Here is a 23,548-nt window from a genome sequence, read left to right on the forward strand (position 1 = left end):
GATTTAACCCTTGGAGCGGCTGCGTTTGTATAAGTCGTCGGTTAGAAAATAAACTTCAGATCGCCAAGACGGCGTTTGATTTCGGATATGACGCGATGCTCTTCGTCCTCACCGTCGGCAATAAACGTGACAGAGAAACGGACGTAATGTCCCGCATCGTCCCACGGCACCGTGGAAATCAGCTTCTCACGGATCAAGAACTGCGAGAAATCTTCGGCCGTCGCAAATGTTGGCCCGTCTTCCACGCCTTTCGGTGCTTCAACGTAGAGGAAAAACGATCCCTTTGGCTTCTTCGCGTTGAAGCCCAAATCGTTCAGCGCGCTGACCAACAGTTCGTGACGGCGTGAGTATTTCTCGGCGATGCGCTCCGTAATTTCCGGATGGGCGAGCCCGTAAGCCGCCGCTTTCTGAATCGCAATGAACTGTCCGGAATCGTTGTTGTCCTTCACGTCGCTGAACGCTTTAACGACCAGTGGATTGCCCGCCACAAAACCGATTCTCCACCCCGTCATATTGTACGACTTGGACAACGAGTGCAGCTCGACACCCACGTCCTTCGCACCCGGAACAGACAGGAAGCTCAGCGGCTTCAGCCCATCATAGGTTAATGCCGCATAAGGGGCGTCATGCACGATAACAACTTGATATTTCTTCGCCCAATCCACCACATTGGCAAAAAACGCTCTGGTCGCGCTAGCGCCTGTAGGATTGTTCGGATAATTTAAATACAGCAGCTTTGCCTTGCGGGCGATCTCTTCCGGAATCGCATCCAGATCCGGCAGAAAATCGTTCTCTTCGGTCAACTGTACCGTATAGACCTCGCCGCCGAGGTATTTCGTATGCGTTCCGATGATCGGGTAACCCGGTACGGTCATGATCGTGATATCGCCGGGATTAATGAAGCAGGAAGGCAGCATCGCAATCGCCGGTTTCGAACCGATCGAATGGACGACCTCTGTGACGGGATCGATGCCTTCGACGTCAAATACATCATGGAGGTACTTCGCTGCCGCCTCCTTAAACTCAGCAATCCCGTTGTCGGCATAACCACGGTTCTCGCGTTTAGCCGCTTCCTCCGCCAGCTTGGCTACGATGCCGGCATCGGCCATGTCGTCCGGTTCACCGACGCCCATATCGATCAGCTCGACCTCGGGGAAATCCTTCTTCGCCGCCGCTTTGGCCCGTTTGATTTTCTCAAATTTATAAATAGCGGTGTCTTTGCCGTAATTCGCCCCGCCAATGCGCTCCGCAAATTGTTGTTGAATATAGGTTTCTTGTCCGTTCAGCGTACTCATATCAGACGTCCATCTCCTTTGTATACATCAAAAATCCATCCTCGAATGGTTCGAACTCGCACTTTAAATATGCAGGAATTCGGCCCATTTAGAGAATGGATTAATCACCAGATCGTTTGTACTATTTGATCAAGCTGTCTCCTGGAGGTGAACAAATGAAGGGTTGCTTAACGGTTTCGGAGCGATTGCAGCACCGCTTCCATGTCGGCAGGAATTGGAGCGCTGAATTCTAAATAACGCCCATCATCAGGATGTTCGAACCCTAATACGGCGGCGTGCAACGCTTGTCCGTCCATCTTGATTCCTTTGCTGCGGCCATATAGCGGGTCCCCCACCAACGGATGGCCAATGAACTTCATATGGACGCGGATTTGATGCGTGCGGCCGGTTTCCAGCTTGAGCTCAAGCAACGTATAGTCACCAAACCGTTCGACGACTTGAAAATGCGTCACCGCCTGTTTGCTGTTCCGTTCGATCACCGTGTACATTTTGCGGTCATGGGGATCACGGCCGATCGGCGCATCCACCGTGCCCTGGTCATGGCTGACATTGCCGTGCACCAGGGCATAATATTTCCGCGTCACGCTGTGTGCTTTGAGCTGCGCTGCCAACGAGGCATGCGCCTTATCGTTCTTGGCTGCCATAATCAGCCCCGATGTGTCCTTATCGATGCGATGCACGATACCAGGCCGGAGCTCACCATTGATACCCGATAAGTCCTTGCAGTGGTACATTAAGGCGTTGACGAGTGTGCCGGAAGAATGACCCGGAGCGGGATGGACGACCATGCCTCGCGTCTTGTTCACAACGATGACATCTCCGTCTTCATAATAAATATCGAGCGGAATGTTCTCCGGCTCGATTTCCGCTGGTTCTGCCTCGGGTATGGTCAACTCCACCCGGTCGCCTTCCGCCAGCTTGTAATTCGCCTTGACCGGGGCCTCGTTTACGAGCAGATTTCCCGCTTCAATCCACAATTGGATCTGACTGCGGGACACATCTTCTCCCAGCTGGGTTTTTGCATATTTATCGATTCGCTCCTTCGCGTCGGCCGATCCAGCGACCCACTCGAGCTTCTCTTCTTCGAAGTCCTCAGACATTTTGTTCAAACTCATACGTTTTCCTCATGCTCCTGATGGGCTGCAGCTTGCTTCTCGCGACGGGTCTCCAGCAACGAATCCAAAATAATCAGCGCAACGCCGACAACAATGCAGGAATCTGCTACGTTAAAAATCGGAAATGTGTACGTTCCAAAATAGAACATCAGAAAATCGACAACTTCCCCACTGACAGCACGATCCAGGAAATTGCCAATCGCCCCGCCGAGTACCAGAGACAACGCAACCGGCAGAAGCTTGTTTGGTTGTTTTCTTACTTTAAGCAAATACCACACGATCCCAACCACCACGACCGTGGTCACCACGATAAAAAACCAGCGTTGATCCTGCAAAATGCCAAACGCAGCACCGCGGTTCCGATGAGAGGTAATAATGAAGAAGTCGCCGATCACCGGAATCTGTTCTCCGATCGTAAGTCCGGTTGCAATCCAATATTTCGTGCCTTGATCCACCAGAAAAACGATTAATGCAATCAAAAAATATACCACGCGGTCAGTCACCTCGTTTTTCATTTCCCATCCGCTACAAAGCGGCAGGATATTCCTCTTCTAAGCTTTGTTTATTGTAGCACAGCCGGAAATGACCCGTCCATGCGCGAAAGGATTTTCCTTAGGTATTTCGTCATAGTTCTGCGCAAAATACCGCTAGAAGAGATGTTTCAAACAACCGCTCTAGACACAGAAAGGAAGGAGCAACCTTATGCCGCATTTGACGAAAACCCAGCTGGCGGAGCTTACCGCAAAGCTGAAGGAAACTCAGTCCGCTTTAGTCGAACAATTATCGGACAATGATCATTATGGCATGAATGAATCCATGCGTGATAATACGAATGAGCTAAGCCCGATCGATAATCATCCCGGAGACCTGGGTTCAGAAGTATATGAACGGGGAAAAGACCTCGCGCTCGCCGAGCACCATGAGCTGCACCTGGCCCGGGTGGAAGACGCGCTCGACCGAATCGAAGATGGCAGCTACGGTTATTGCGCGACCTGCGGAAAACCAATTAGCTTCGAACGGCTTAGCGCGATTCCGGAAACGGCCTACTGTAAGGATCACAGCCCGCAAACCTTCGTCTCCGCCAAACGGCCGGTCGAAGAAACTTTACTGTCCCCTCCGTTTGGACGAACAAGTTTGGATGAACGGGACGACCAAAACGGCTTCGATGGGGAAGACGCCTGGCAGATTGTTGAGAGCTTTGGCACCTCGAATTCTCCGGCGATGGCCGAGGATTCCGAAATTGACGATTATAATGACATGGAGATCGAAGCGTCCGAAGAGCTTGACGGATTTGTCGAGCCTTACGAATCATTTATTGCCACCGATATCTATGGCCAAAACGTTTGCTTTTACCGCAACGGCGTTTACCGGAAACATATGAGTGCCACAGAGCATTTGGAAAGTGAGGATTCGCTGGGAACCGGCTCTAATAAGTATTAAGCTCAAGCTGTCTTTGCACGATCCGCACGATGTCTGCGATATAATCTCCGATGATCGGCAGGTTTAGCGCACCCAGAACCTGCAGGACATAGATAATCGTTGCCGCAAAAAAAGTAAAGCCGATCGCTACGCCAACACCCCGGGCCGTACCGGACAATAAATTAAGCCAGATGAGGCGCCAGGGGCGATTCAACAATTCGGTGTATTCAGCGATACGCGATTTCTCCAGCTGCCTGGTCCAGTTCAGGGTTAGGCGGTATACGGCGTTCATCTGTTCTTCCGGCGTTTCTGGCATGGGCTCCACCGCGGGTTCGGGCGCCGGTTTACGACGAGTCATTTACACCCCATCCTTTGCTCCCCAGAGTATCTGAAAAGACAAACGAGCCCGGTCTCCTTCATGGAAGACCGCAGGCTCGTTTGCTTCAATTGCTATTATTATAGCCTTCCCGGAATAGCTCCATTCAGGCGTTTACGCGTCAATCGAAATCCCAATCGATTTGCTGCCGAGATCCACCGTCTCTGCAGAGCCCTGCGGCTTGCCAAAGGCGACGTCCGTGATCAGTACATTTTCGCGAAGTACATGCTCAAACGCGGTGATCGCTGCTTTCAATTCGTCGTCGACATCCAGGGTGAGGTGAACGCGTTTCTCGATCGGCAGATCCAGCTTCTTGCGGGTATCCTGAACGGCGCGTACGACTTCGCGTACCCATCCCTCTTGCTCCAACTCCGGCGTGATATCCGTGTTTAGGGCTACGGTTAACCCGTAACCGGAAGCGGAAGCGTAACCCGGCTTCGCCTGCTTCTCAACAAGCAGTTCGTCCGCGGTTACCGCCAGTTCTTCGCCTTCCTGAGAAGTTACGGTAAATTGACCTTGTTCCACGATCGCGCGGGTTTGTTCCGGCGCGAGATTCTTCAGGTATCCTTGAAGGAAGCCGATGTTTTTGCCATATTTCTTGCCGGCCACCTTCAGGTTCATCTTCAACGTGAAATCAACGAAGCCGCTGTCGCTGGTTTCGATGTCGATTGCTTTAACGTTGATCTCTTCCTTGATGATGTCTTCATATTCGCTCACGGCAAACTCGCGATCCATGGAGACGATCAGGCTGGATAACGGTTGGCGCGTTTTGATGCCACTTTCGTTGCGGACATTACGAGCCAACTCAACGATTTGACGCGCGCTCTCCATATCTTTTTCCAGAGTCAGATCGATTAACGATTCATCCGCCTGCGGATAGTCGGCCAAATGAACGCTCTCTCCACCGCCCAGGTTAGTGTAAATATCCTCGGCGATCATTGGCGCAAACGGCGCGATCAGCTTGGATACTGTTAGCAGCACGTGAGTCAACGTCTGGTAAGCGGACAATTTGTCCTCCGTCAGGTCGCTGCCCCAGAAACGGTCGCGGGAACGACGGATATACCAGTTGCTCAGCTCATCGATGAACCCTTCAATTGCTTGCGAGGAGTTCACGAAATCATTAACCGCCAAGCCTTTGTCAACGGCCGGAATCAAGCTGTTCAGACGGGACAAAATCCAACGGTCCAGCTTATTCTTCGAAGGACGATGGGCATGCTCTTCTGGTTTATAACCGTCGATGCCGGCGTACAACGTCAGGAACGCATGGGTGTTCACAAGCGTGTCGACCACTTTGGACTTGGCTTCGGCAACGATCCCTTTAGAGAAGCGTTTGCTGTTCCAAGGCGCACTGTCGGACAAGAGCGCCCAACGGAACGCGTCCGTGCCGAATTCGTTGATGATTTCCCAAGGATCGATGACGTTGCCTTTGGATTTGGACATCTTCTGTCCGTTCTCGTCCAGCACGTGACCGGTGGCGATGACCGCTTTGTACGGCGCTTTGCCCGTGAACAACGTGGACACGGCCAGCAAGCTGTAGAACCAGCCGCGCGTTTGGTCAATCCCCTCGCAGATCATGTCCGCCGGGAATTGGTCCGCGAACGTCTCCTGGTTCTCGAACGGGTAATGATGTTGTGCAAACGGCATCGAACCGCTGTCGAACCACACGTCAATCACTTCGCTCGTCCGTTCCATCACGCTGCCCTCACAATGCGGGCAACGAACCTTCACTTCATCCACATATGGCTTATGCAGCTCGAGGTCTTCACTGACATGACCTACCGCGTGCTCACGCAGCTCGGCGATGCTATGCGGTGCAAACTGCCCGCCGCAGTCCGGGCAAACCCATACGTTGAGCGGTGTACCCCAGTAGCGGTTCCGGCTGATATTCCAGTCCACCAGTTCTTCGAGGAACTTGCCGAAGCGTCCTTCACGGACATGCCCTGGATACCATTCAACGGAATTGTTGTTGGCGATCAGCTGATCCTTCACCGCAGTCGTTTCGATAAACCAGCTCTCCATCGCATAGTAGAGCAGCGGCGATTTGCAACGCCAGCAGAACGGATAGCTATGCTCGTATTTCTCTTTGCTGTACAACGTTCCTTGCTCGGACAACATCTTAACGATGTCGAGGTCGCAATCCTTCACGAAGCGACCGGCAAAATCGGTCACCACGTCGGTATAACGGCCTTGGCCGTTTACAACGCTGACAAAGCTGATACCGTTCTCGCGGCAGACGCGGTAGTCGTCTTCGCCGTGCGCTGGAGCCATGTGGACAATCCCCGTACCGCTGGCATCGGTGACAAACGAAGCGCCTACGATCACGTTAATGTTATCGGCTTTGATATAAGTGAATGGCGGCGTATAGGTTTTGCCTACAAATTCTGACCCTTTATGCGTCGACAACACCGTGTAATCGCCTTTCATGACCTTCTCAACCAAGTTCTTAGCGACGATGTATACACCGTCCTCTTGCTTCACACGGGCATATTCCATATCCGGATTTACAGCCAAGGCCACGTGGGATGGCAGGGTCCAAGGTGTAGTCGTCCAGGCCAGCACATATTCGCCGGAGTCGTTCAGCTTGAATTTGGCCGTGGCACTTAAGTCCTTAACATCCTCATAGCCTTGCGCCACTTCATGAGAGCTCAGCGACGTTTGGCAGCAAGGGCAATACGGGCTGACTCGATGGCCGCGGTACAGCAAGCCCTTGTCGTGGATCGTCGCCAGGATGTTCCACACGCTTTCGATGTAGCTGTTATTCAGAGTGATGTAAGGATCATCTAGATCCACCCAATAAGCAATCGCTTCGGTAAATTCGCGCCATTGCTTCTCATAACCGAAGACGCTGTCTTTACATTTTTTCACGAATTCCTCAATGCCGTATTTCTCAATCTCCTGCTTGCCGGAGATACCTAACTCCTTCTCCACGCCAAGTTCAACCGGCAACCCATGCGTATCCCAGCCTGCTTTGCGGACGACGCGATAGCCTTTCATCGTTTGGTAGCGGCCCACGAAATCCTTGATGACGCGCCCGAGCACGTGTCCGATATGCGGTAAGCCGTTGGCGGTTGGCGGTCCTTCATAGAAGACGTAGTTCGGCCGGCCGGCCCGATTTTCAATACTCCGTTTAAACGTATTTTCGCGGCTCCATTTGTCCAGAATCCGCAAGTCGCGCGTACGCGCATTCTCTTTGACGTCGACTTTCTTCATGCTTCTCTTCCTTTCTTTAATTAAGCCTGGAAAATAAAAAAGCCCGCCCCTGAAAGGGACGAGACTTGTGCTCGCGTTACCACCCTTGTTTCATGCGCTCTGAAAGCAGCCGCCGTCTGAACGAGGCCGCAAAAGAACATGACACCTTGATCCCATACGCTTCATATGGGGTTGGTATAACGGCCAACAACCGGCAAAGCTTACTGAATCGGATTTTGATCACGAAGCAGATCAAGTAGATAATTCGACGTCGAATCTTGAATTCAACCGGGCCTTCCGTTGCTCACGTAGCTTCCAGCTACGCTCCGCTACTCAGTCCCTAGTTTCATCCAACCTTCTCGGTGCTGAAAATCCGACTAAGAAGAGTTCAGCCTTACTTCTCCGGGAGGATCTTCCGTCCGCGCTTTGAACGTTGGCTTTCAGCAGGTTGCCAACTCTCTGGAGAACAAAATCGCAGCGTACTGTTCCCATCATCGAATGATTCCAATATGCAAGTACAATATGTAATTAGTTATATCGTATTGACTCCCTCATGTCAACATCGTCAGATTCGGATCAATTGCCCCCCAGAAATGTCCGTTTTGCCCCTCATGAGTACGTTTTCCCCTCCTCTGCTCCAGCTCCTCCTCTTTTATAATGAAAGGGAGAAGACTTGACGCGAAAAGGAGCGAGTAAACCGATGGATACCCTCAGGCAAGCCAAATGGATCTGGCATCCCGGCGAGGTTAGTGCGCGTAACGATTGGAGTTGTTTTCGCAAAACATTTACATGGCCAGACGAGGAGCAAGGACGGCAGGTAAGTCTCAAGTTGACGGCAGACTCCAGATACGTGCTATACGTCAACGGACACCGGGTCGGTCAAGGCCCCCCGCGGTCCTGGCCATTCAGACTAGCCTATGACGAATACGAGATCAGCCATCTGCTGAGACCGGGACAGACCAATGCCATAGCCATCATGGTTATGCATTTTGGAATCAGTAACTTCTATTATTTGCGGGGACGGGGTGGGCTGCTTGCCCAATTGGAGGTCGAAGGCAACCCGCCTCTTCAAGGCGAAGGCCAGGCCCACGTGAAGGCCGCAACCGACGATACCTGGTTAGCCATAACCCATCCGGGTCATGACCGGCGTTCTCCCAGGATGTCCTGCCAGCACGCTTTTGCCGAGAAAATCGACGCCCGTCTTTGGGACGACGATTGGACGCAGCCGGATTACAAGCCCGGTCCGGAGTGGCGTTCTGCCAGCGTGATCGGCCCGGCGGGCTGCGAGCCTTGGGGAATGCCGGTACCTAGGGACATTCCCTATTTGACGGAAGAGCCCGTTTATCCGCGTCGGATCGAACGCTTAAGCAAAGTCAAGCCTGTCCAGTTTACCGCTGCGATCGACCTGCGTAACCATTTTTATGAAGAGAGCACGGATACGGCTAACCCGGCGGAATTCCTCGGCATGCTAACGACCGTCGTACGCTGTAAACAGCATTGCAAGGCCACGCTAGCGTTCATCGATGTTGGAAGGACTTTTCGGAGCTGCCGCCTGGATGGGGTTCATTACGATGAGTCCTCCCTAACGGGAGAAGCCCCCGAACGTTTTCTTCACTTTGATCTCGAGCCTGGCGACCATTTCTTGCTGATCGATGTAAGTGGAGGCACGCACGGCGGCGGATATCATTTTGCAATGGATGCGGAAGAACCGCTGGAGTTCCTGTCTCCCCTCTCGTTCATTCAGGCTGACAATCTCCCCCAAACTGATGACAAATCCGTGTTTGTAACCCTTGGTCCCTTTGACGGCGGCATTCGTTACGATCATCGGCCGAGCCCGCCGATGAATGAGGTGCATCCGGATTATATGAGGGCCAAAGGTCTATCGGATGTGGCCGGTCTTATGACGCTTGCGTCTTGGGTTCGGCCGGTACCCGAAGCGCTGGTCAGCCAGGAAGATGTCTTTATCCTCTCCGTATGGAAGAGGCATGATATCCCCCTGTCCATTCCCGGCATCCTGCAAAACGCGGTCATTCCTGGACCGGAGCCAGCTGAAGTCCCCTGGTTTCCTGACGCGGATACTGAGCTGGTGATTGATTTCGGCAAAGAGCTGTCAGGGTATTTGGAGTTTGAGGTGGAAGCGCCGGAAGGGGCAGTTCTTGATTTCTATGGATTTGAATTTATGCATGAGGGGAGGCGCCAGGATACCTATGGACTGGATCACACGCTTCGATACATCTGCGGCGGCGGACGTCGTCGTTACACTTCACCGGTGAGAAGGGGGTTGCGTTACTGCCAGGTCACCGTACGAAACGCGGCTGCCCCCGTTCGCATCTATTACCTTCGGATGCTGCAGAGCAACTATCCCATTGCTGAGATCGGTCAATTTCAGTCTTCGGATCCACGCTTAAATGAGATTTGGCAAATCAGTCAACATACGACCCGGCTCTGCATGGAGGATACCTTCGTCGACTGCCCGATGTACGAGCAGACCTTCTGGGTCGGCGATGCCCGAAACGAGGCACTGATTAATTATTATTTATTTGGGGCTGACCAAATTGTGGAACGATGCCTGCGATTAGTCCCCGGTTCAAAGTTCCAGACCCCTTTTTACACCAACCAGGTGCCAAGTGGATGGAACAGCGTCATCCCGAACTGGACTTTTTTCTGGGTGATTGCCTGTATGGAGCTCTATCGCCAAAATGGAGACAAAACCTTTGCAGCAGACATTTTCCCGCATATTGAGTACACGCTGAAGTATTATTTGAGCCGGCTGAATGACCAGGGTCTGCTCCAGATCAGAAGCTGGAACCTGCTCGATTGGGCTCCGATAGACCAGCCGAACGACGGTATCGTTTCGCACCAGAATATGTTCCTTGTCAAAGCCTTGACGGCCGCTGCCGCATTAGCTTTGGTTCTCGGCAATACCAAAGCGGAGGCGTTCTACACCGTTCAGGCCAACCGTTTGACGGCCGCCATCAATGCACAATTATGGTCGGAAGAACATGAGGCCTATCTCGACTGTATCCATGCGGATGGACGGCCCTCCGACATCTTCAGTGTTCAAACGCAAGTGGTGGCGCTGTTGTGCGACATCCCCGAGCAGGCCGGGGCCGAGACTCACAGGCTCACCTCTGTCCAAAGCAACATTCGGCTACAACCCGATTCTTTCGTACAAATCGGCAGCCCGTTTATGTCCTTCTTCTATTACGAGGCGTTAGCCAAGCTGGGCGAATGGGATGTCATGATCGAGGACATGCGCCGTCAATATGGGCAGATGATCGATTGGGGAGCCACGACCTGTTGGGAGATGTATCCTCATTTCACCGAAAATCGAGCGAACCCGAACCTGCTGACCCGAAGCCACTGTCATGCCTGGTCCGCAGGACCGGCTTATTTTCTGGGCGCCTACGTCCTCGGGGTGCGCAGTCTCGAGCCCGGTTGGAGCCGGGTCCTCATCGCGCCACAACCTGGCGGCGGGCTGTCCTGGGCACGTGGCTCGGTTCCCGTCCCGGGCGGCGGCAGAATCGACGTCTCCTGGCGTCTGGAGTCGCCGAATCCTGCTGATGGATCTGCGGGTGAACCGCTCATGCCGCCTGCCCTTGCTCGAATGCATTTGCGCATTGTTTCCCCGGATGCCATCGATATTGAGGTTCAGCCTCCAAATGGCGTTGACGCTGTAATTGAGCATATTCGGCTGGCTCCATCCGTTGCGTCGGATTAAGCAGGAACTTAATTGACCCTTACTTGAGCCAGCCCTATAATAAGGGCAACTGCGGCGAAGGAGGGATCCAGGTTGTCTTTGTACCGAGGCGAGAAAGTATTGGACGGGACTGCCTTTTTTACAGATACGCTGCCCTTTTACTTTAATCGGGCCGAGGAGACATTTGATCTGCAAATGCACAGCCACCGATTTGTGGAGATCGTACTCGTGAACGATGGAGAAGGGTTTCATTTTATTGACGATGAGGTTGTTCGCGTCGCGAAAAATGATTTATTCCTGCTCCCGGCCGGAGCAAGGCATGTGTTTCGCCCCGGCCACACGGGTTCACATCGGCCTTTGACCGTATACAATTGCTTATATGAACCAAGTAAACTTCGGTCCTGTTTGGAGCATCTCCCCGGCTTTGAGGAGCTTAGCCGTTCCAAGCTCTTCCTGTTTGGGGAGGATCCTGCAGCGCCGCCGGGACCGGGGTGGCTCCATTTGAGAGATGACGACGGACAATGGAGCGCCTGGTTTCGAACCGCTTATCGGGAATTTACAGAAAGAGCTCCCGGCTATCTCATCCATCTCTACAGTTTATTTATCGAGCTGGCCGTTATGCTGGAACGCCATTTAGGGCGCGGGGAGTTCGCCCCAGCCGCTGCACCGGACAATCGGGTCATGGAGGAGGTCGTTCGCCGTATCAACGCGTCTTTTCATCACCCCATAACGGCTCGCAACCTTGCAGCCTCCGCTCATTTAAGCGAACGCCATTTTCATCGCTTATTCCGGCAATACACCGGCTGTACATTTAACGATTACGTACAAAAGAAAAGAATCGAGATGAGCTGCGAGCTGCTGGCATCCACAAGGCTTCCCGTACAGGAGATCATACGAGCCGTTGGATATGCCGACAGAAAGCATTTCTTGTTCCTGTTCAAGCAATCCACTGGGGTTTCTCCTACGTTATACCGCCGGCAAACCAGCCAAACTGACCGGACCGACAGGTATAAATAAAAAACGCCATTTGGCGCTCCTTCAAGGAAGCCAAATGGCGTTATTCTGCTTAATACAGCTCTTGTACCTCTTGCCCCTTCTCGGTAGCGCGTTCGCGGGTCTCCAGCGTATCCCAGCCGTCGCTGCCAAGTAGATCCAACTGCGCTTCCACCAGCGTACGGAACCGTGCGCGGTAGATGGAAGCCTGTTTCTTGAGTTCTTCCACTTCCATGGCAATTTTACGTGATTTTGCAAGCGATTCATTGATGATCCGGTCCGCGTTCTTCTCCGCTTCCTTCACAATCAATTGAGCTTCTTTCTTCGCATTGTTCTTGACTTCATCAGCCGCTTCCTGCGCAACGATAATCGTTTTGCTCAGCGTATCCTCAATATTCGCAAAATGATCCAGTTTTTCCTGCAAAGTCATCAGCTGGTTGTGAAGCTCCTTGTTCTCCCGGATCACGATCTCATAGTCTTTGATCACTTGGTCGAGAAACTCGTTGACTTCATCTTCGTCGTAACCGCGAATACGTCTGGAGAACTCTTTGTTATGTATATCCAGCGGCGTTAATGGCATGATCCCCACCTCCTAGAAATTTCGAAACTTCCCTTAAACGGGAAGACGTGGTCAATTCAATTACGAGATACATTAGGAAACAGTTCGAACTATCTTATTCGACAAGAATCCGCCATCTCCTGCAAAAGACCTCACACAAATTTACCGATTTTGACACGATGTCTGCCCTTTTTGGTCAGGCCGCCTGCCTCGAGCACTTTAAACCGCCCAAAACCTTGCAAGGCGATCACATCACCGGCCTTTAGAGGCGTAGAGGGATCCTCTTCTGTTCTCCAGTTCACCCGGCAACGGCCCGCTTTGATCGGAATCAACACTTTGCTGCGGCTTAAGCGGAATACATCACTGACGATGCCATCCAGTCGCAAAGAAGCCACCGTCAATTCCAGCGGCTCAAGCTCCTTCTCCATCGTCCTTAGCTCGCTAAGGTTCAGCACTTCCGTAAAAACGCTGACGCGATGTACCTGATGAAGATTCAATTGCAGGAAGGGAGCAATTTCTTCGGCAACCACCACGTGACACCCGTCCTCGCGGACATGAATATCGCCGATTTTATCGCGTTTGAGGCCCAATCCCAATATAGCCCCCAAATAATCACCATGCTGAAGGGCAAGAAACTTCTGGTCCCCCGAGGTGATATCAAGCACCTTCATCCCCATCGGTTCCTCACTAAGATCCCGGTAATCCGGAGCAATAAGAGCCCGACGCCGTTCCGCACCTTCATAACCGCCGTCCAGTCGGATAACCGTGTCCGGATGCCGATTGGCTAAAGACTCCAGGATATAACACTGCCGCGGATCCAGGAAGTCACTTAGCTTGACCTCGTGGTAATCCCCGGCATTCACTACCCATTCCCAGGCCCGGTCGACAAACGGCCGTTCCTCCGGTTTAAAATGTTCATAAATATCGGTTTTCATCTCTAATACCCGAAGATATAGTGCAGAACGCTCATCAATCCGAAGGCAGCCAAACGGAGCACGAACAAGGCAATAATCGGAGATATGTCGATCATCCCCATGATCGGAGGAATAAACCGCCGGAAAGGAGCCAAATAAGGTTCAACCAGCTTACCGAGAAGCTCGCCGATAAAACTGTCACGGGCATTAGGCACCCAAGACATCAGAATGTAAACCAGAATCATATAGAAATAAATATTGTATAGCAGCCCAACGATGGAATCGATATAACCTACCAAGCTGTCATCACCTCATTCTGTTGTAATCGGAATCCTCAGATAATATCTCTGTGATGGATCCCTGAATCTCGACGGTGTCCGGCGTGCAAAGGAAAATATTCGCCCCGACCTTAGAAATGCTGCCGCTCAGCGCGTAAATCGTTCCGCTCAAGAAATCGATGATACGCATCGCCTGATCATTGCGAACCCGCTGCAAATTAACCACAACCGACCGATGAGAACGCAAATGGTCAGCGATTTCCTGCGCTTCTTCATAAGAGCGAGGTTCGTACAGGATCACCTTGACGTTCTTCTGGGAGTGAATGCTGACCACGTTGTTTCCTCTCTGATTTTTACGGGATTCAAAGCTCGGGGTTTCAATTTCCGCATCCTCTTGGCCGGCAAACCGTTCGCGCTCCACAATCTCTTCTTCTTCCTGCAAGCCCAGAAAGTTCATGAACCGGTTCATTACTCCCATTACGTCAATTCCCCTTTCCCCACTAAAAGCGTTCCGAGGCGCACCCAGGTCGCCCCCTCTTCAATCGCCACTTCAAAATCTCCTGACATCCCCATCGATAATTCTGTCAATGGCTCCGCAGTAATCGACAAGGCATTCAGTTGATCTCGCAGCTCGCGCAGCCGGCGAAAGACCGGTCTTGTCCGCCCCGGATCGTCCTCGATCGGAGCCATCGTCATCAGCCCGACGATGTGAATATGCTTCAATTCAGCGGTTTCCCTTAGAAAGTCGGCAGCCGTATCCGGCGTAATTCCCTGCTTCGATTCTTCGCCCGATACGTTCACCTGCAAGAACGCAGTCACATTCGTTCCCAGCGCTGCCGCTCGCTTCTCCAATTCCAGGGCCAGCGACAGCCGGTCCAACGAATGAATATATTGAAATTTACCGATGACGTCCTTGACCTTCTTGCTCTGCAGATGACCGATAAAATGCCAGGTCCCTTGCCCGCCGAGGGCTTCCCATTTAGGGATGGCGATTTGCGGGCGGTTCTCGCCAATATGCTCAATTCCCTCCGCCAGAACTTCACGCGTAGCTTCGGTCGACACGTATTTGGTTACGGCGACAACATGAACTTCCTCGCGCTTTCTTCCGCTTCGCTCGCAGGCAGCTTCAATGCGCTCTTCCACGTGCTTTATCCGTTCCTTCAGTGACACGGGAAGGATCACCTCTCTTTTATGCCAATCCAGCTCGCCATTCTCCCCGTGACGCCACCTTGCGCCCGGTAGGAGTAAAAATACTCCGGATGGCAGCTTGTACACCACGTTGTACATTCGATATGAGTCGGCAATATTCCTGCTTTAATCATAATGATTCGATTCAATTCTTTCAAGTTCAGCATCGTTTTCCCCGCATGGTCTGACGCGGAAGTATAAAGGTTCTCCTCCGCAAGCCCTCCCTCATTGGGCAACGCCTCGCGAACTTTCCCCATCACCGCCTCATCGACCTCGTAACAGCAGCCTCCGATGCTGGGCCCAATAGCGGTGCGAATCTCGCTGCGCTGACTGCCAAACTCACGTTCCATCGTTTGGATCATTTCCACGGCAATATGGCGGACGGTGCCCTTCCAGCCCGCATGGGCCAAGCCGACAACTCCCCTCACGGGATCGGCAAAATAGAGCGGTACGCAATCCGCATAAAATGATGTCAGCAGGATTCCCGGTACGTTCGTCACCAGCCCGTCCGTCTCCTGAAACGCGCTGCTCCGATCCAGGTAACCTTTTCCGCGATCTCCGGCGTGAACCACGGCGACGGCGTTGCTGTGTACCTGCTCGCCGCAGGTCCAGGCTTCGGGCGAGAAACCCAGGGCTTCGGCTAACCGGCGTCGGTTCTCCAGGACATGCAACGGATCGTCGCCGACATGGTAAGCGAGATTCGAGCGATCGTACGGCGGCTCGCTGACCCCGCCTGACCTGCCGGTAAAACCGACGCTGATCCCTGGGATTAGGTCCAACCACGGAGCCAACTCGAACCGTTCCACTTGTTCATCTTTAGCATTCCTTACAAACGGTTCCATCATCCATCTCCCGCCTCTCTTATTTCTAACGGACTGGAGAGCCGTTATTAGCTTGAAATCGTAGGCATCCATGCCTATATTAGCCGAATAAGGTCTGTGGGGTCCGTAAAATCTCAAGTTACTCTCACTGCATATCTTTCAAGTCTACCACAAACCGGCCCGGCGCCGCTTGTGGATTCTAGCTCCGCCGCTCCGCGCGTCCGTCCCGGTCGATATACACAGTGGTATCATAGGTCGTCTGCTGCGATCTGGATTCGCGTAATTCCTCCATCTTGACCAGCACGACGTCGGATCCGATCTTCACGATATTCTTCCAAGGGATGATCAAATCACTGCCGCCTCCGAATATCCCCATGAATTTGCCCCCAACGGGCACGACAATCGCCTCGATAACCCCTTGCCTCAGATCCAGCTCCAGATCGCTGATATGCCCGAGCCGTTTCCCGTCCACGACATTGATGACATCCTTCGTCTGGAAGTCGGAAATTTTCATACTCGCCCTCACCACATTGTCCATGATTTTACCGCCCCCGTCCCGTCTGATTCACTCCGTCCCTTTACTATATGTGCGAGGGATTCTACGCATGCGCCCTTGACCACGGGAAAAGAGACACCGAACAACACAAAAAAGGACCGCTCTTCCGGAACCTGTTCGGTCCCGGAAGAAGCCGTCCTTTCATCAGTCACGTTCGATCTGTCTCTTATTTACTCAGCGCCCCGGCAGCAGCATTTTCGCCGCCCAAACGACCGGAAGTGAACGAATAACCAATACCTACGCCGTTGCCGACGTAAGTGTCATTGAACAGTACGCCTTCGGATTCAAGCCCGACGGCATAAAGTCCTTTTACTGGCACCCGTTTGTCGTTCAGCACTTGGAATTTAGGGTTTACGAGCAAGCCGCCAACCGAACCCAGGTTGTTAATTTCGGCAATGATCGCATAATAAGGGCCGTCACCCATCGGCTGCAAATATTCTTTGGTTTTGCCAAAATCGTTGTCTACGCCGGTTTTCGTCGCTTGTGTATATTTATTGAAAGCGTCCTTGAACACTTCTGCGTCCATGCCAGCGTTTTTGGCTAATTCCTCGATGGTGTTGCCTTTATACCCGTCTCCGTTTTTCACCATCGCATCGAATACGGATACAACGTTCTTCCACGGAGTGTCCAGCTTGAACTTATCGGTGAAATCTGCGTAAAATTCCGGAGGAAGTCCAGGCAACTTCGGCGCTTTGATGCCGTTCATGCCCTTCGCTTCTAGAGCTTTCAACTGCGATTGCGATACGATAACCAGATGGTATGGACCGTTAAACGCACTCGTATTCGCTGCCGCAACCGCCGTCAAAGTAGCCGTCTCGTCTCTGAATCGAGCTCCCGAAGGACCTACGTTCATCAAGGTCGGCAGGTAGCTCAGCATCATCGGATAACTTGCTTCAAAGGAGGAATATTGCTTCTTCAGATTGCTGGTCCCTCTGGCCAATGTCTGATGCAGCATTTGTCCGCCGAAGTTGTCTGGCACCTTCGCGCCTGCCGCCCAAGACATTTTCAGACCTTCGCCAATATTCTGTGCAAGTCCTCCGTTAACGCCCTCAAAACCAAAGGCTTCCTTCACCATTTCTTTGTTGCCAGCGTATCCGCCCGTCGCCATAACGACGCTTTTTGCGCTGATTTCCAGCGTTGTTCCGTCCGCCTTCTCCGCTACGACGCCGGTCACGGCACCTTTAGCGCCTGTCATCAGTTTCTTCGCAGTTGTTTCGGTAATGACCTTGCCGCCGTTTTTCTCTACGGATGCCGCCAGCATCTTGCGAAGGGTTTGTTCACGGGTGTTATAAGCTGGCAGTACATGAAGCTGTTCGCCGCCAAAGTTCATGTAAGTTGTTACATACCCTTTGTTCTTTAACCAATCGTACGTGTCTCCGGATTTCGTGACGTATTGGCGTACCGCCGCTGCATCCACTCTCCAGTGGTTATTGACGATCCAATTGGAGATTTCCTGTTCCACGTTCACCTTTAACCCATCGGCTACCGCGGCGGAAGAGTTATAAAATTTGCCCGCCCAGGACAGGTTGCTGGCGCCGCCGATCACGCCGGTTTTCTCGATGATCACGACTTTAGCGCCTTTGTCCGCTGCCGTCACCGCTGCCGATACGCCGGAAGCGCCTGCGCCGACGACAACGACGTCCGCTTGCAGCTTCTCCGTTTTGCCTGCGCCAGGCTTCTTGACGCTAACCGATTTCAAGGCGTCCACATCGCCGCCTGCTTTCTTCACGGCGTTCTCTACCGCTTTCAGCATAGCATCGCTAGATACACTAGCGCCGCTCACCGCGTCGATCGCCAGCGATTGGTTGGCCAGGATCTGCTCTTTAACTTTGTTAAGTGCCGAATCGCCTAGGCCTTCCGTTTCCGTTTGGCTTACGATTTTGATATCTTTGATCCGATCTGCTTGCTCCATCGTCACTTGCACTTTAATGACGCCATCTTTGCCTTCTGCTTCTCCGGTGTACGTCCCTGCCTTAAACGCGGAGGCCGCCTCCGCGGTGGAAGGACTATTTACCAGCTTCCCGGATTGCCACCCCCAGCCGAACATCGACGCAACCAATACGATGCAGATGGAAAACATGAGCATTTTGTTAAAACGTTTGCTGCGCATTCCCTCTTCTCCCCTTACTGCATATTGAAGCCTATTTTTGTGATTGTTTTCACATATGATAACAAATGAAGGCTTCGTACCAAGCATAAACCTTGGTGCAGCACCAAGGTCAATAGGTTTCCTCTATGGGGATATGTATTTCCAAGAACGAACGTTTTGTCCCTTCATGATTTTCGGTTAACATTAACCGTCCGGTCGCCGCACCGGAAATCACATATTGATGTTCAGCCATATAATTCAGCATAAATCGAAACGTCTCTATGGCAAAGTGCTCGTTCTGAGGAGCCAAAATCACGGATGACACACAGCGGGACGGCGGGATGTACTCCAGATGCTCATCAAGTCCAATCCCGAGTTCACACACTTCGTCTTCCGAAATGGACAAGCCCCAGCTGTAATCTAACAGCTCCGCCTCCGATTCGATGGATTCCCGCTCGATGCGAAAGCAATAAAACGAGTAAGGCAGCAGCTCCATCAAGGTATTTATGGTGCATTCCAACCCTTTCGTGTTCAGCAAATCGTTCTTGTCCGTTTGCTTCAATCGGTAAAGTCCCGGCCTGTCCACTAGCTTGCACTCATAAAGCCGACGCTTCATGCTCTGAACTTCCCGGCTCAGATCGCCCAGTTTATGCAGCAGCATCGTGCTTTTGCGGATCTGTTCCTCCAGCTCCTGCTTACTGTTCTCCATTTTATCGAGAATGTCGTCTAGAGAGGCATTTTGAATCAGACCCGCTACATCCTGCAGCGGAATTTGCAGACTTCGATACCACCGGCTCATCAACAGATCCCGGGCGTCCAGGTCGTTGAAATAACGGTAACTGTTGTTATGGTCCTTCACCGGTCTAACGATGTCGTGCTTCTCATACAGCCTCAGCGTATCCCGGGTGATCCCCAGCAGCGAGGAAAACTCGCCAATACAATACTTCATGATCCTTCCCTCCCTGCGGTTTTTCGCTTCCGCAATCCTATTGCACCCCTACTCTTCTATGATACGAAAGGGGAAGGTCATCAAGATATGGAAATGTTCACATGAAAAAAGGTCCCCGCAGGGACCGGACTTACGACTTCACATGCTTTTGCATTTGTAAAATGGCGGATTTCTCGAGCCTGGACACTTGGGCCTGGGAGATCCCGATTTCGTCGGCAACCTCCATTTGCGTTTTCCCCTCGAAGAAACGCATGGACAAGATCATCTTCTCACGGCGGCCTAACCGCTGCAACGCTTCGCGCAAGGCGATTTCCTCGATCCAGGAAACGTCCTTGTTCTTGTCATCGCTGATTTGGTCCATCACGTAGATCGGGTCACCGCCATCATGGTAGATCGGTTCGAACAAGGAGACCGGGTCCTGGATGGCGTCGAGGGCAAAGACGACGTCCTCCTTCGGCAAACCTAATGCCTCGGAGATTTCAAAAATCGTGGGTTCGCGCGAGTTTTGGTTGGTCAGGTTGTCCCGCATTTGCAGCGCCTTGTAGGCGATATCGCGCAGGCTGCGGGAGACGCGGATCGGATTGTTGTCCCGCAGGTAACGCCGGATTTCCCCGATGATCATCGGCACGGCGTAAGTGGAGAATTTAACATTCTGCGATAAATCGAAATTATCGATGGCTTTCATGAGTCCGATGCAGCCAACCTGAAACAGGTCGTCCACATACTCCCCCCGATTATTGAACCGCTGGATGACGCTCAGCACGAGTCTCAGATTGCCATTTACTAACTTTTCTCTGGCTGATCTTACGTGGTCCTGCTGCAACGAGTGGAACAATTCACGCATTTCCGCATTGGTTAGAACGGGCAATTTTGCGGTATCGACACCGCAAATTTCGACTTTGTTTCGGGTCATCGTGTCTAAACCTCCCAAGGAGAAACTAATGAACAGTATCTCCCGGGACTGCATTTTTATTCCGCTGTCCTCTCTCCATAACAAAGCCGAAATCACGAAACCGCTTCAATATTGAATCCGCTGACGGGATGAATAAAACGCTTAGACCATCTTGTTAAATTCCTTGCGCAGCCTTTTAATAATTCGTTTCTCCAGACGCGAAATATAGGATTGCGAAATCCCAAGCAGATCCGCCACATCCTTCTGTGTTTTCTCATCCCCGTCGACCAGACCGAACCGCAGCTCCATAATCATGCGTTCCCGCTCGGTCAATTTGTCGAGCGCTTTGTGCAGCAGCTTACGATCTACCTGCTCTTCGATGTTACGGTAGATCGTGTCGTTCTCTGTGCCTAACACGTCGGAGAGCAACAACTCATTGCCGTCCCAATCGATGTTAAGCGGCTCATCAAAGCTCACTTCGGTGCGAATTTTGCTGTTCCGGCGCAAGTACATCAGAATTTCGTTTTCGATACAACGAGAAGCGTACGTGGCCAGCTTGATCTTCTTCTCCGGGTCAAAGGTATTCACCGCTTTAATCAACCCGATCGCACCAATGGATACCAAGTCTTCGATGTTGATCCCCGTATTCTCAAACTTCCTGGCGATATAAACGACGAGCCGCAGGTTGCGCTCAATCAGCATAGCCCGAATCGCCGAATCACCGCTGGGCAGCCGCTGAAGCAGGTATTCCTCTTCTTCACGCGTCAAGGGAGGTGGCAGCGCTTCGCTCCCCCCGATATAGTAGATTTCTTCGCTTTTTAACCCAAAAAGAAACAGCAGCCGGTAATACTGCAGCTGCAGCATCATTTTCCACTTTACATGCATGATTTCGTGTCCTCCTAAGTTACGTTCCCGTTTTACGAATGGTGTCTGTGCTTTCTTTCGTCTCCGCCGAGTCTAGCAGTGCGGGATGAACGATCGCCCGGTAAGTCCCTTCCGTCGATAATCGCCCCCCGTCTAAGCCGATCAGCACCCGAGTTGAACGATGTTCCCGTCCTTCCAGTCGCACCGTCACCTCATCGGGCTTGAGTGCCAGCATAAACTGCGTGCCTTTATTAATCCCCCGGTAGGGAACCAGGCGCAGCCGCTCCGGCCAGGGAAAATCTCCGGCTTCCGTCAACTCCAGGATGAGGTTGTCCGCACGCTCGTCAGCCAGCTTGCCCCGATACGATGGGGGAAGAACCCGCTCCCAAAGCGAGGCTTCCATCACCGTAACCGGCAGCCGGCTAAGCGGATCGGATAACTGATTGCCTGTGTCAATCAATCCCGTGCAGGTAATCGTCACATCGCCGACTCGAACCTCCAGCTCAGCCATAAAGGAGTGAATCCGCTCCTGCCGTTCGCGAGCATCCATCACCCGCTTAAACCACCACAAAATGACAACAAAACAAACCAGAATAAACAACGCCCCGATTTTGATTGAAAACGAAAGCCCGCCGGATGCCGAATACCAAATCCCACTCCAGATTTCCCCGGAGTCCTGCAGCAAGTAATGCACACCCAGAATCCCGCCGGCCGCCGCAAAATTGACAATATAAAAGGCTCCCATATTCCGTAAGGAGTTTTGCAAACTTCCAAATCCGAACGCGATCCAGAGCATCGCGACAGAGAATAGAAACTTAACCAGAAACGTGTACAGAAACGAGAGCTCCGGCAAAAACATCATAACGACGTACATCGCTCCAACTCCCGCCGATAAGGCCAGCCGCCAGAGGATGATCTTTTGCTTCCGCATCCAAGCCGTGACCAGGAGCAAGCTTGCATCGATCAATAGGTTCATCAAGAATAGGAGATCGATATAGACAACCAACGGCATTCACCTGCCTGGGTAGATGGTTATCAGTATAAAGAGAATGGAAGGTAAAGTCTGTCTAAAATTGAAAGTAGAATGCCACTATTTTTGTCGACATAGAGGGAGAGATTCGCGTAATCACGGGATAGAAAAAAGACCTTGTCCCATACTCGGGTCAAGGTCTTGGGGAAGACGTTTAAAGACTTATAACCTATTCGTTGTTGTTCCGCGAACGGTTACGGAGAAACGTCGGAATATCCAGTTGGTCACCGCTAGGCTGGTTGCCAAACGGTCTCAGCGTGGAAGCCTGACGGGAATCCTGCGGCTCTGGCGCGCCAGGAGCAGAGGCAGCCGGCTTGCGATTAGGCAACGGCTTGTTCTCAAAACCCGTGGCGATTACCGTCACTTTGATTTCTTCCTTCATATTCTCGTCAATGATCGCACCAAAGATCATGTTCACTTCCGGATCGGAAGCGGAAATCACGATTTCGGCAGCTTCATTCACTTCATACAGGGACAAGTTGCCCCCGCCGGTAATGTTCATAATAACGCCGCGTGCGCCTTCGATCGAAGTCTCCAGCAACGGGCTCATGATCGCTTTACGCGCTGCTTCAGCCGCACGGTTCTCGCCGGTTGCAAGACCGATACCCATCAATGCGGATCCGCGTTCGGTCATGATCGTCTTCACGTCGGCAAAGTCGAGGTTGATCAGACCCGGTACGGCGATCAGGTCGGAAATCCCTTGCACCGCCTGACGCAATACGTTGTCCGCTTCACGGAATGCTTCCAACATCGGCGTCTTCTTGTCAACGATCTCAAGCAAGCGATCGTTCGGGATTACGATTAGTGTATCGACCTTCTCCTTCAAGGCTTCGATACCCAATTCCGCTTGCGAAGAGCGCTTACGTCCTTCAAAAGTGAACGGACGTGTCACGACGCCAACCGTCAGCGCGCCGCATTCTCTGGCGATTTCGGCAATCACCGGCGCCGCGCCGGTTCCGGTGCCCCCGCCCATACCGGCGGTTACGAACACCATATCCGCGCCTTTCAGCGTATTAGCGATCAAATCACGGGACTCTTCCGCTGCTTTCTTGCCGACATCCGGATTGGCACCGGCGCCGAGACCGCGGGTAAGCTTGTCCCCAATTTGCAATTTATGTTCGGACTTGGCCAAATGCAGTGCTTGAGCGTCCGTATTGACCGTAATAAATTCCACGCCTTGCACGCCATTTTCGATCATCCGGTTCACGGCGTTGCTACCGCCGCCGCCAACCCCGATCACCTTGATCTGTGCCAAGCTCTCCATTTCGAAATCAAATTCCAACATACTCTTCCATCTCCCCCTCAATATGCATGGATGGCC

At 52.3% G+C, this 23,548-nt stretch carries 21 protein-coding genes; 3 read left to right on the top strand and 18 right to left on the bottom strand.

What is annotated here, in order from left to right; translation table 11 throughout:
• Nucleotides 1–41 precede the first annotated feature (41 nt).
• The 3 genes from M0651_RS11550 to lspA form a co-directional block, all read right to left on the bottom strand.
• Entirely contained in the window at nt 42–1,295 is a 1,254-nt protein-coding gene (locus M0651_RS11550; RefSeq protein ID WP_248551900.1) for an LL-diaminopimelate aminotransferase, read from the bottom strand.
• Between the two features lie 167 nt (nt 1,296–1,462).
• Nucleotides 1,463–2,410 (bottom strand): RluA family pseudouridine synthase, encoded by a 948-nt coding sequence (locus M0651_RS11555; RefSeq protein WP_248551901.1) that lies wholly within the window; start codon nt 2,408–2,410, stop codon nt 1,463–1,465.
• Nucleotides 2,407–2,901, bottom strand: a complete 495-nt coding sequence (gene lspA / locus M0651_RS11560; protein ID WP_248551902.1) for a signal peptidase II — start codon at nt 2,899–2,901, stop codon at nt 2,407–2,409. The genes M0651_RS11555 and lspA overlap by 4 nt, the downstream gene beginning before the upstream one ends.
• 211 nt (nt 2,902–3,112) lie before the next feature.
• On the opposite strand from lspA, the gene M0651_RS11565 reads away from it, so the two are divergent.
• Complete coding sequence (locus M0651_RS11565; protein WP_248551903.1) at nt 3,113–3,850, top strand: TraR/DksA C4-type zinc finger protein; 738 nt, start codon at nt 3,113–3,115, stop codon at nt 3,848–3,850.
• On the opposite strand, the gene M0651_RS11570 is transcribed toward M0651_RS11565, so the two are convergent.
• Nucleotides 3,837–4,145 (bottom strand): DUF5665 domain-containing protein, encoded by a 309-nt coding sequence (locus M0651_RS11570; RefSeq protein ID WP_248552021.1) that lies wholly within the window; start codon nt 4,143–4,145, stop codon nt 3,837–3,839. The two genes, M0651_RS11565 and M0651_RS11570, sit on opposite strands and share 14 nt — an antisense overlap.
• Before the next feature lie 174 nt (nt 4,146–4,319).
• On the bottom strand, nt 4,320–7,415 hold the full coding sequence (gene ileS, locus M0651_RS11575) for an isoleucine--tRNA ligase (RefSeq protein ID WP_248551904.1): 3,096 nt from the start codon (nt 7,413–7,415) through the stop codon (nt 4,320–4,322).
• Nucleotides 7,416–8,094: 679 nt separating this feature from the next.
• Here ileS and M0651_RS11580 point away from each other — a divergent pair.
• Complete coding sequence (locus M0651_RS11580; RefSeq protein ID WP_248551905.1) at nt 8,095–11,115, top strand: family 78 glycoside hydrolase catalytic domain; 3,021 nt, start codon at nt 8,095–8,097, stop codon at nt 11,113–11,115.
• 72 nt (nt 11,116–11,187) lie between these two features.
• On the top strand, nt 11,188–12,111 hold the full coding sequence (locus M0651_RS11585; protein ID WP_248551906.1) for an AraC family transcriptional regulator: 924 nt from the start codon (nt 11,188–11,190) through the stop codon (nt 12,109–12,111).
• A gap of 49 nt (nt 12,112–12,160) precedes the next feature.
• Here the strand turns inward: M0651_RS11585 and M0651_RS11590 are convergent, their stop codons facing one another.
• The 13 genes from M0651_RS11590 to ftsZ all read right to left on the bottom strand — a co-directional run bounded on the left by M0651_RS11590 (nt 12,161) and on the right by ftsZ (nt 23,512).
• Nucleotides 12,161–12,667 carry a DivIVA domain-containing protein gene (locus M0651_RS11590; RefSeq protein ID WP_248551907.1) on the bottom strand — a complete coding sequence of 169 codons (507 nt, stop codon included), beginning with the start codon at nt 12,665–12,667 and terminating at the stop codon, nt 12,161–12,163.
• 131 nt (nt 12,668–12,798) lie between these two features.
• On the bottom strand, nt 12,799–13,581 hold the full coding sequence (locus M0651_RS11595; protein WP_248551908.1) for a YlmH family RNA-binding protein: 783 nt from the start codon (nt 13,579–13,581) through the stop codon (nt 12,799–12,801).
• Nucleotides 13,582–13,583: 2 nt separating this feature from the next.
• Nucleotides 13,584–13,859 (bottom strand): YggT family protein, encoded by a 276-nt coding sequence (locus tag M0651_RS11600; RefSeq protein ID WP_282577874.1) that lies wholly within the window; start codon nt 13,857–13,859, stop codon nt 13,584–13,586.
• A gap of 7 nt (nt 13,860–13,866) precedes the next feature.
• A complete protein-coding gene (locus tag M0651_RS11605; protein ID WP_248551909.1) occupies nt 13,867–14,316 on the bottom strand; it encodes a cell division protein SepF in 450 nt (149 codons plus the stop codon).
• Nucleotides 14,316–15,008 (bottom strand): YggS family pyridoxal phosphate-dependent enzyme, encoded by a 693-nt coding sequence (locus tag M0651_RS11610; RefSeq protein WP_248551910.1) that lies wholly within the window; start codon nt 15,006–15,008, stop codon nt 14,316–14,318. Before M0651_RS11610 ends, M0651_RS11605 begins: the two co-directional genes overlap by 1 nt.
• 8 nt (nt 15,009–15,016) lie before the next feature.
• Nucleotides 15,017–15,868: a peptidoglycan editing factor PgeF gene (gene pgeF, locus M0651_RS11615; RefSeq protein ID WP_248552023.1), complete on the bottom strand. Its 852-nt coding sequence runs from the start codon at nt 15,866–15,868 to the stop codon at nt 15,017–15,019.
• Between the two features lie 178 nt (nt 15,869–16,046).
• On the bottom strand, nt 16,047–16,385 hold the full coding sequence (locus M0651_RS11620; protein WP_248551911.1) for a YlmC/YmxH family sporulation protein: 339 nt from the start codon (nt 16,383–16,385) through the stop codon (nt 16,047–16,049).
• A 184-nt stretch (nt 16,386–16,569) separates the two neighbouring features.
• Nucleotides 16,570–18,513: an FAD-dependent oxidoreductase gene (locus tag M0651_RS11625; RefSeq protein ID WP_248551912.1), complete on the bottom strand. Its 1,944-nt coding sequence runs from the start codon at nt 18,511–18,513 to the stop codon at nt 16,570–16,572.
• Nucleotides 18,514–18,622: 109 nt separating this feature from the next.
• Nucleotides 18,623–19,441, bottom strand: coding sequence for a MerR family transcriptional regulator (locus tag M0651_RS11630; RefSeq protein ID WP_248551913.1), 819 nt, complete (start codon nt 19,439–19,441; stop codon nt 18,623–18,625).
• A 130-nt stretch (nt 19,442–19,571) separates the two neighbouring features.
• Nucleotides 19,572–20,354: an RNA polymerase sporulation sigma factor SigG gene (gene sigG / locus M0651_RS11635; RefSeq protein WP_248551914.1), complete on the bottom strand. Its 783-nt coding sequence runs from the start codon at nt 20,352–20,354 to the stop codon at nt 19,572–19,574.
• Between the two features lie 141 nt (nt 20,355–20,495).
• Nucleotides 20,496–21,218: an RNA polymerase sporulation sigma factor SigE gene (sigE, locus tag M0651_RS11640; RefSeq protein WP_009225609.1), complete on the bottom strand. Its 723-nt coding sequence runs from the start codon at nt 21,216–21,218 to the stop codon at nt 20,496–20,498.
• Between the two features lie 19 nt (nt 21,219–21,237).
• On the bottom strand, nt 21,238–22,209 hold the full coding sequence (spoIIGA, locus tag M0651_RS11645) for a sigma-E processing peptidase SpoIIGA (protein WP_248551915.1): 972 nt from the start codon (nt 22,207–22,209) through the stop codon (nt 21,238–21,240).
• Between the two features lie 187 nt (nt 22,210–22,396).
• Nucleotides 22,397–23,512 carry a cell division protein FtsZ gene (gene ftsZ, locus M0651_RS11650; protein WP_155607746.1) on the bottom strand — a complete coding sequence of 372 codons (1,116 nt, stop codon included), beginning with the start codon at nt 23,510–23,512 and terminating at the stop codon, nt 22,397–22,399.
• Nucleotides 23,513–23,548 lie beyond the last annotated feature (36 nt).

This window comes from Paenibacillus mellifer, from assembly GCF_023195895.1.
Taxonomy (GTDB): Bacteria; Bacillota; Bacilli; order Paenibacillales; family Paenibacillaceae; genus Fontibacillus; species Fontibacillus mellifer.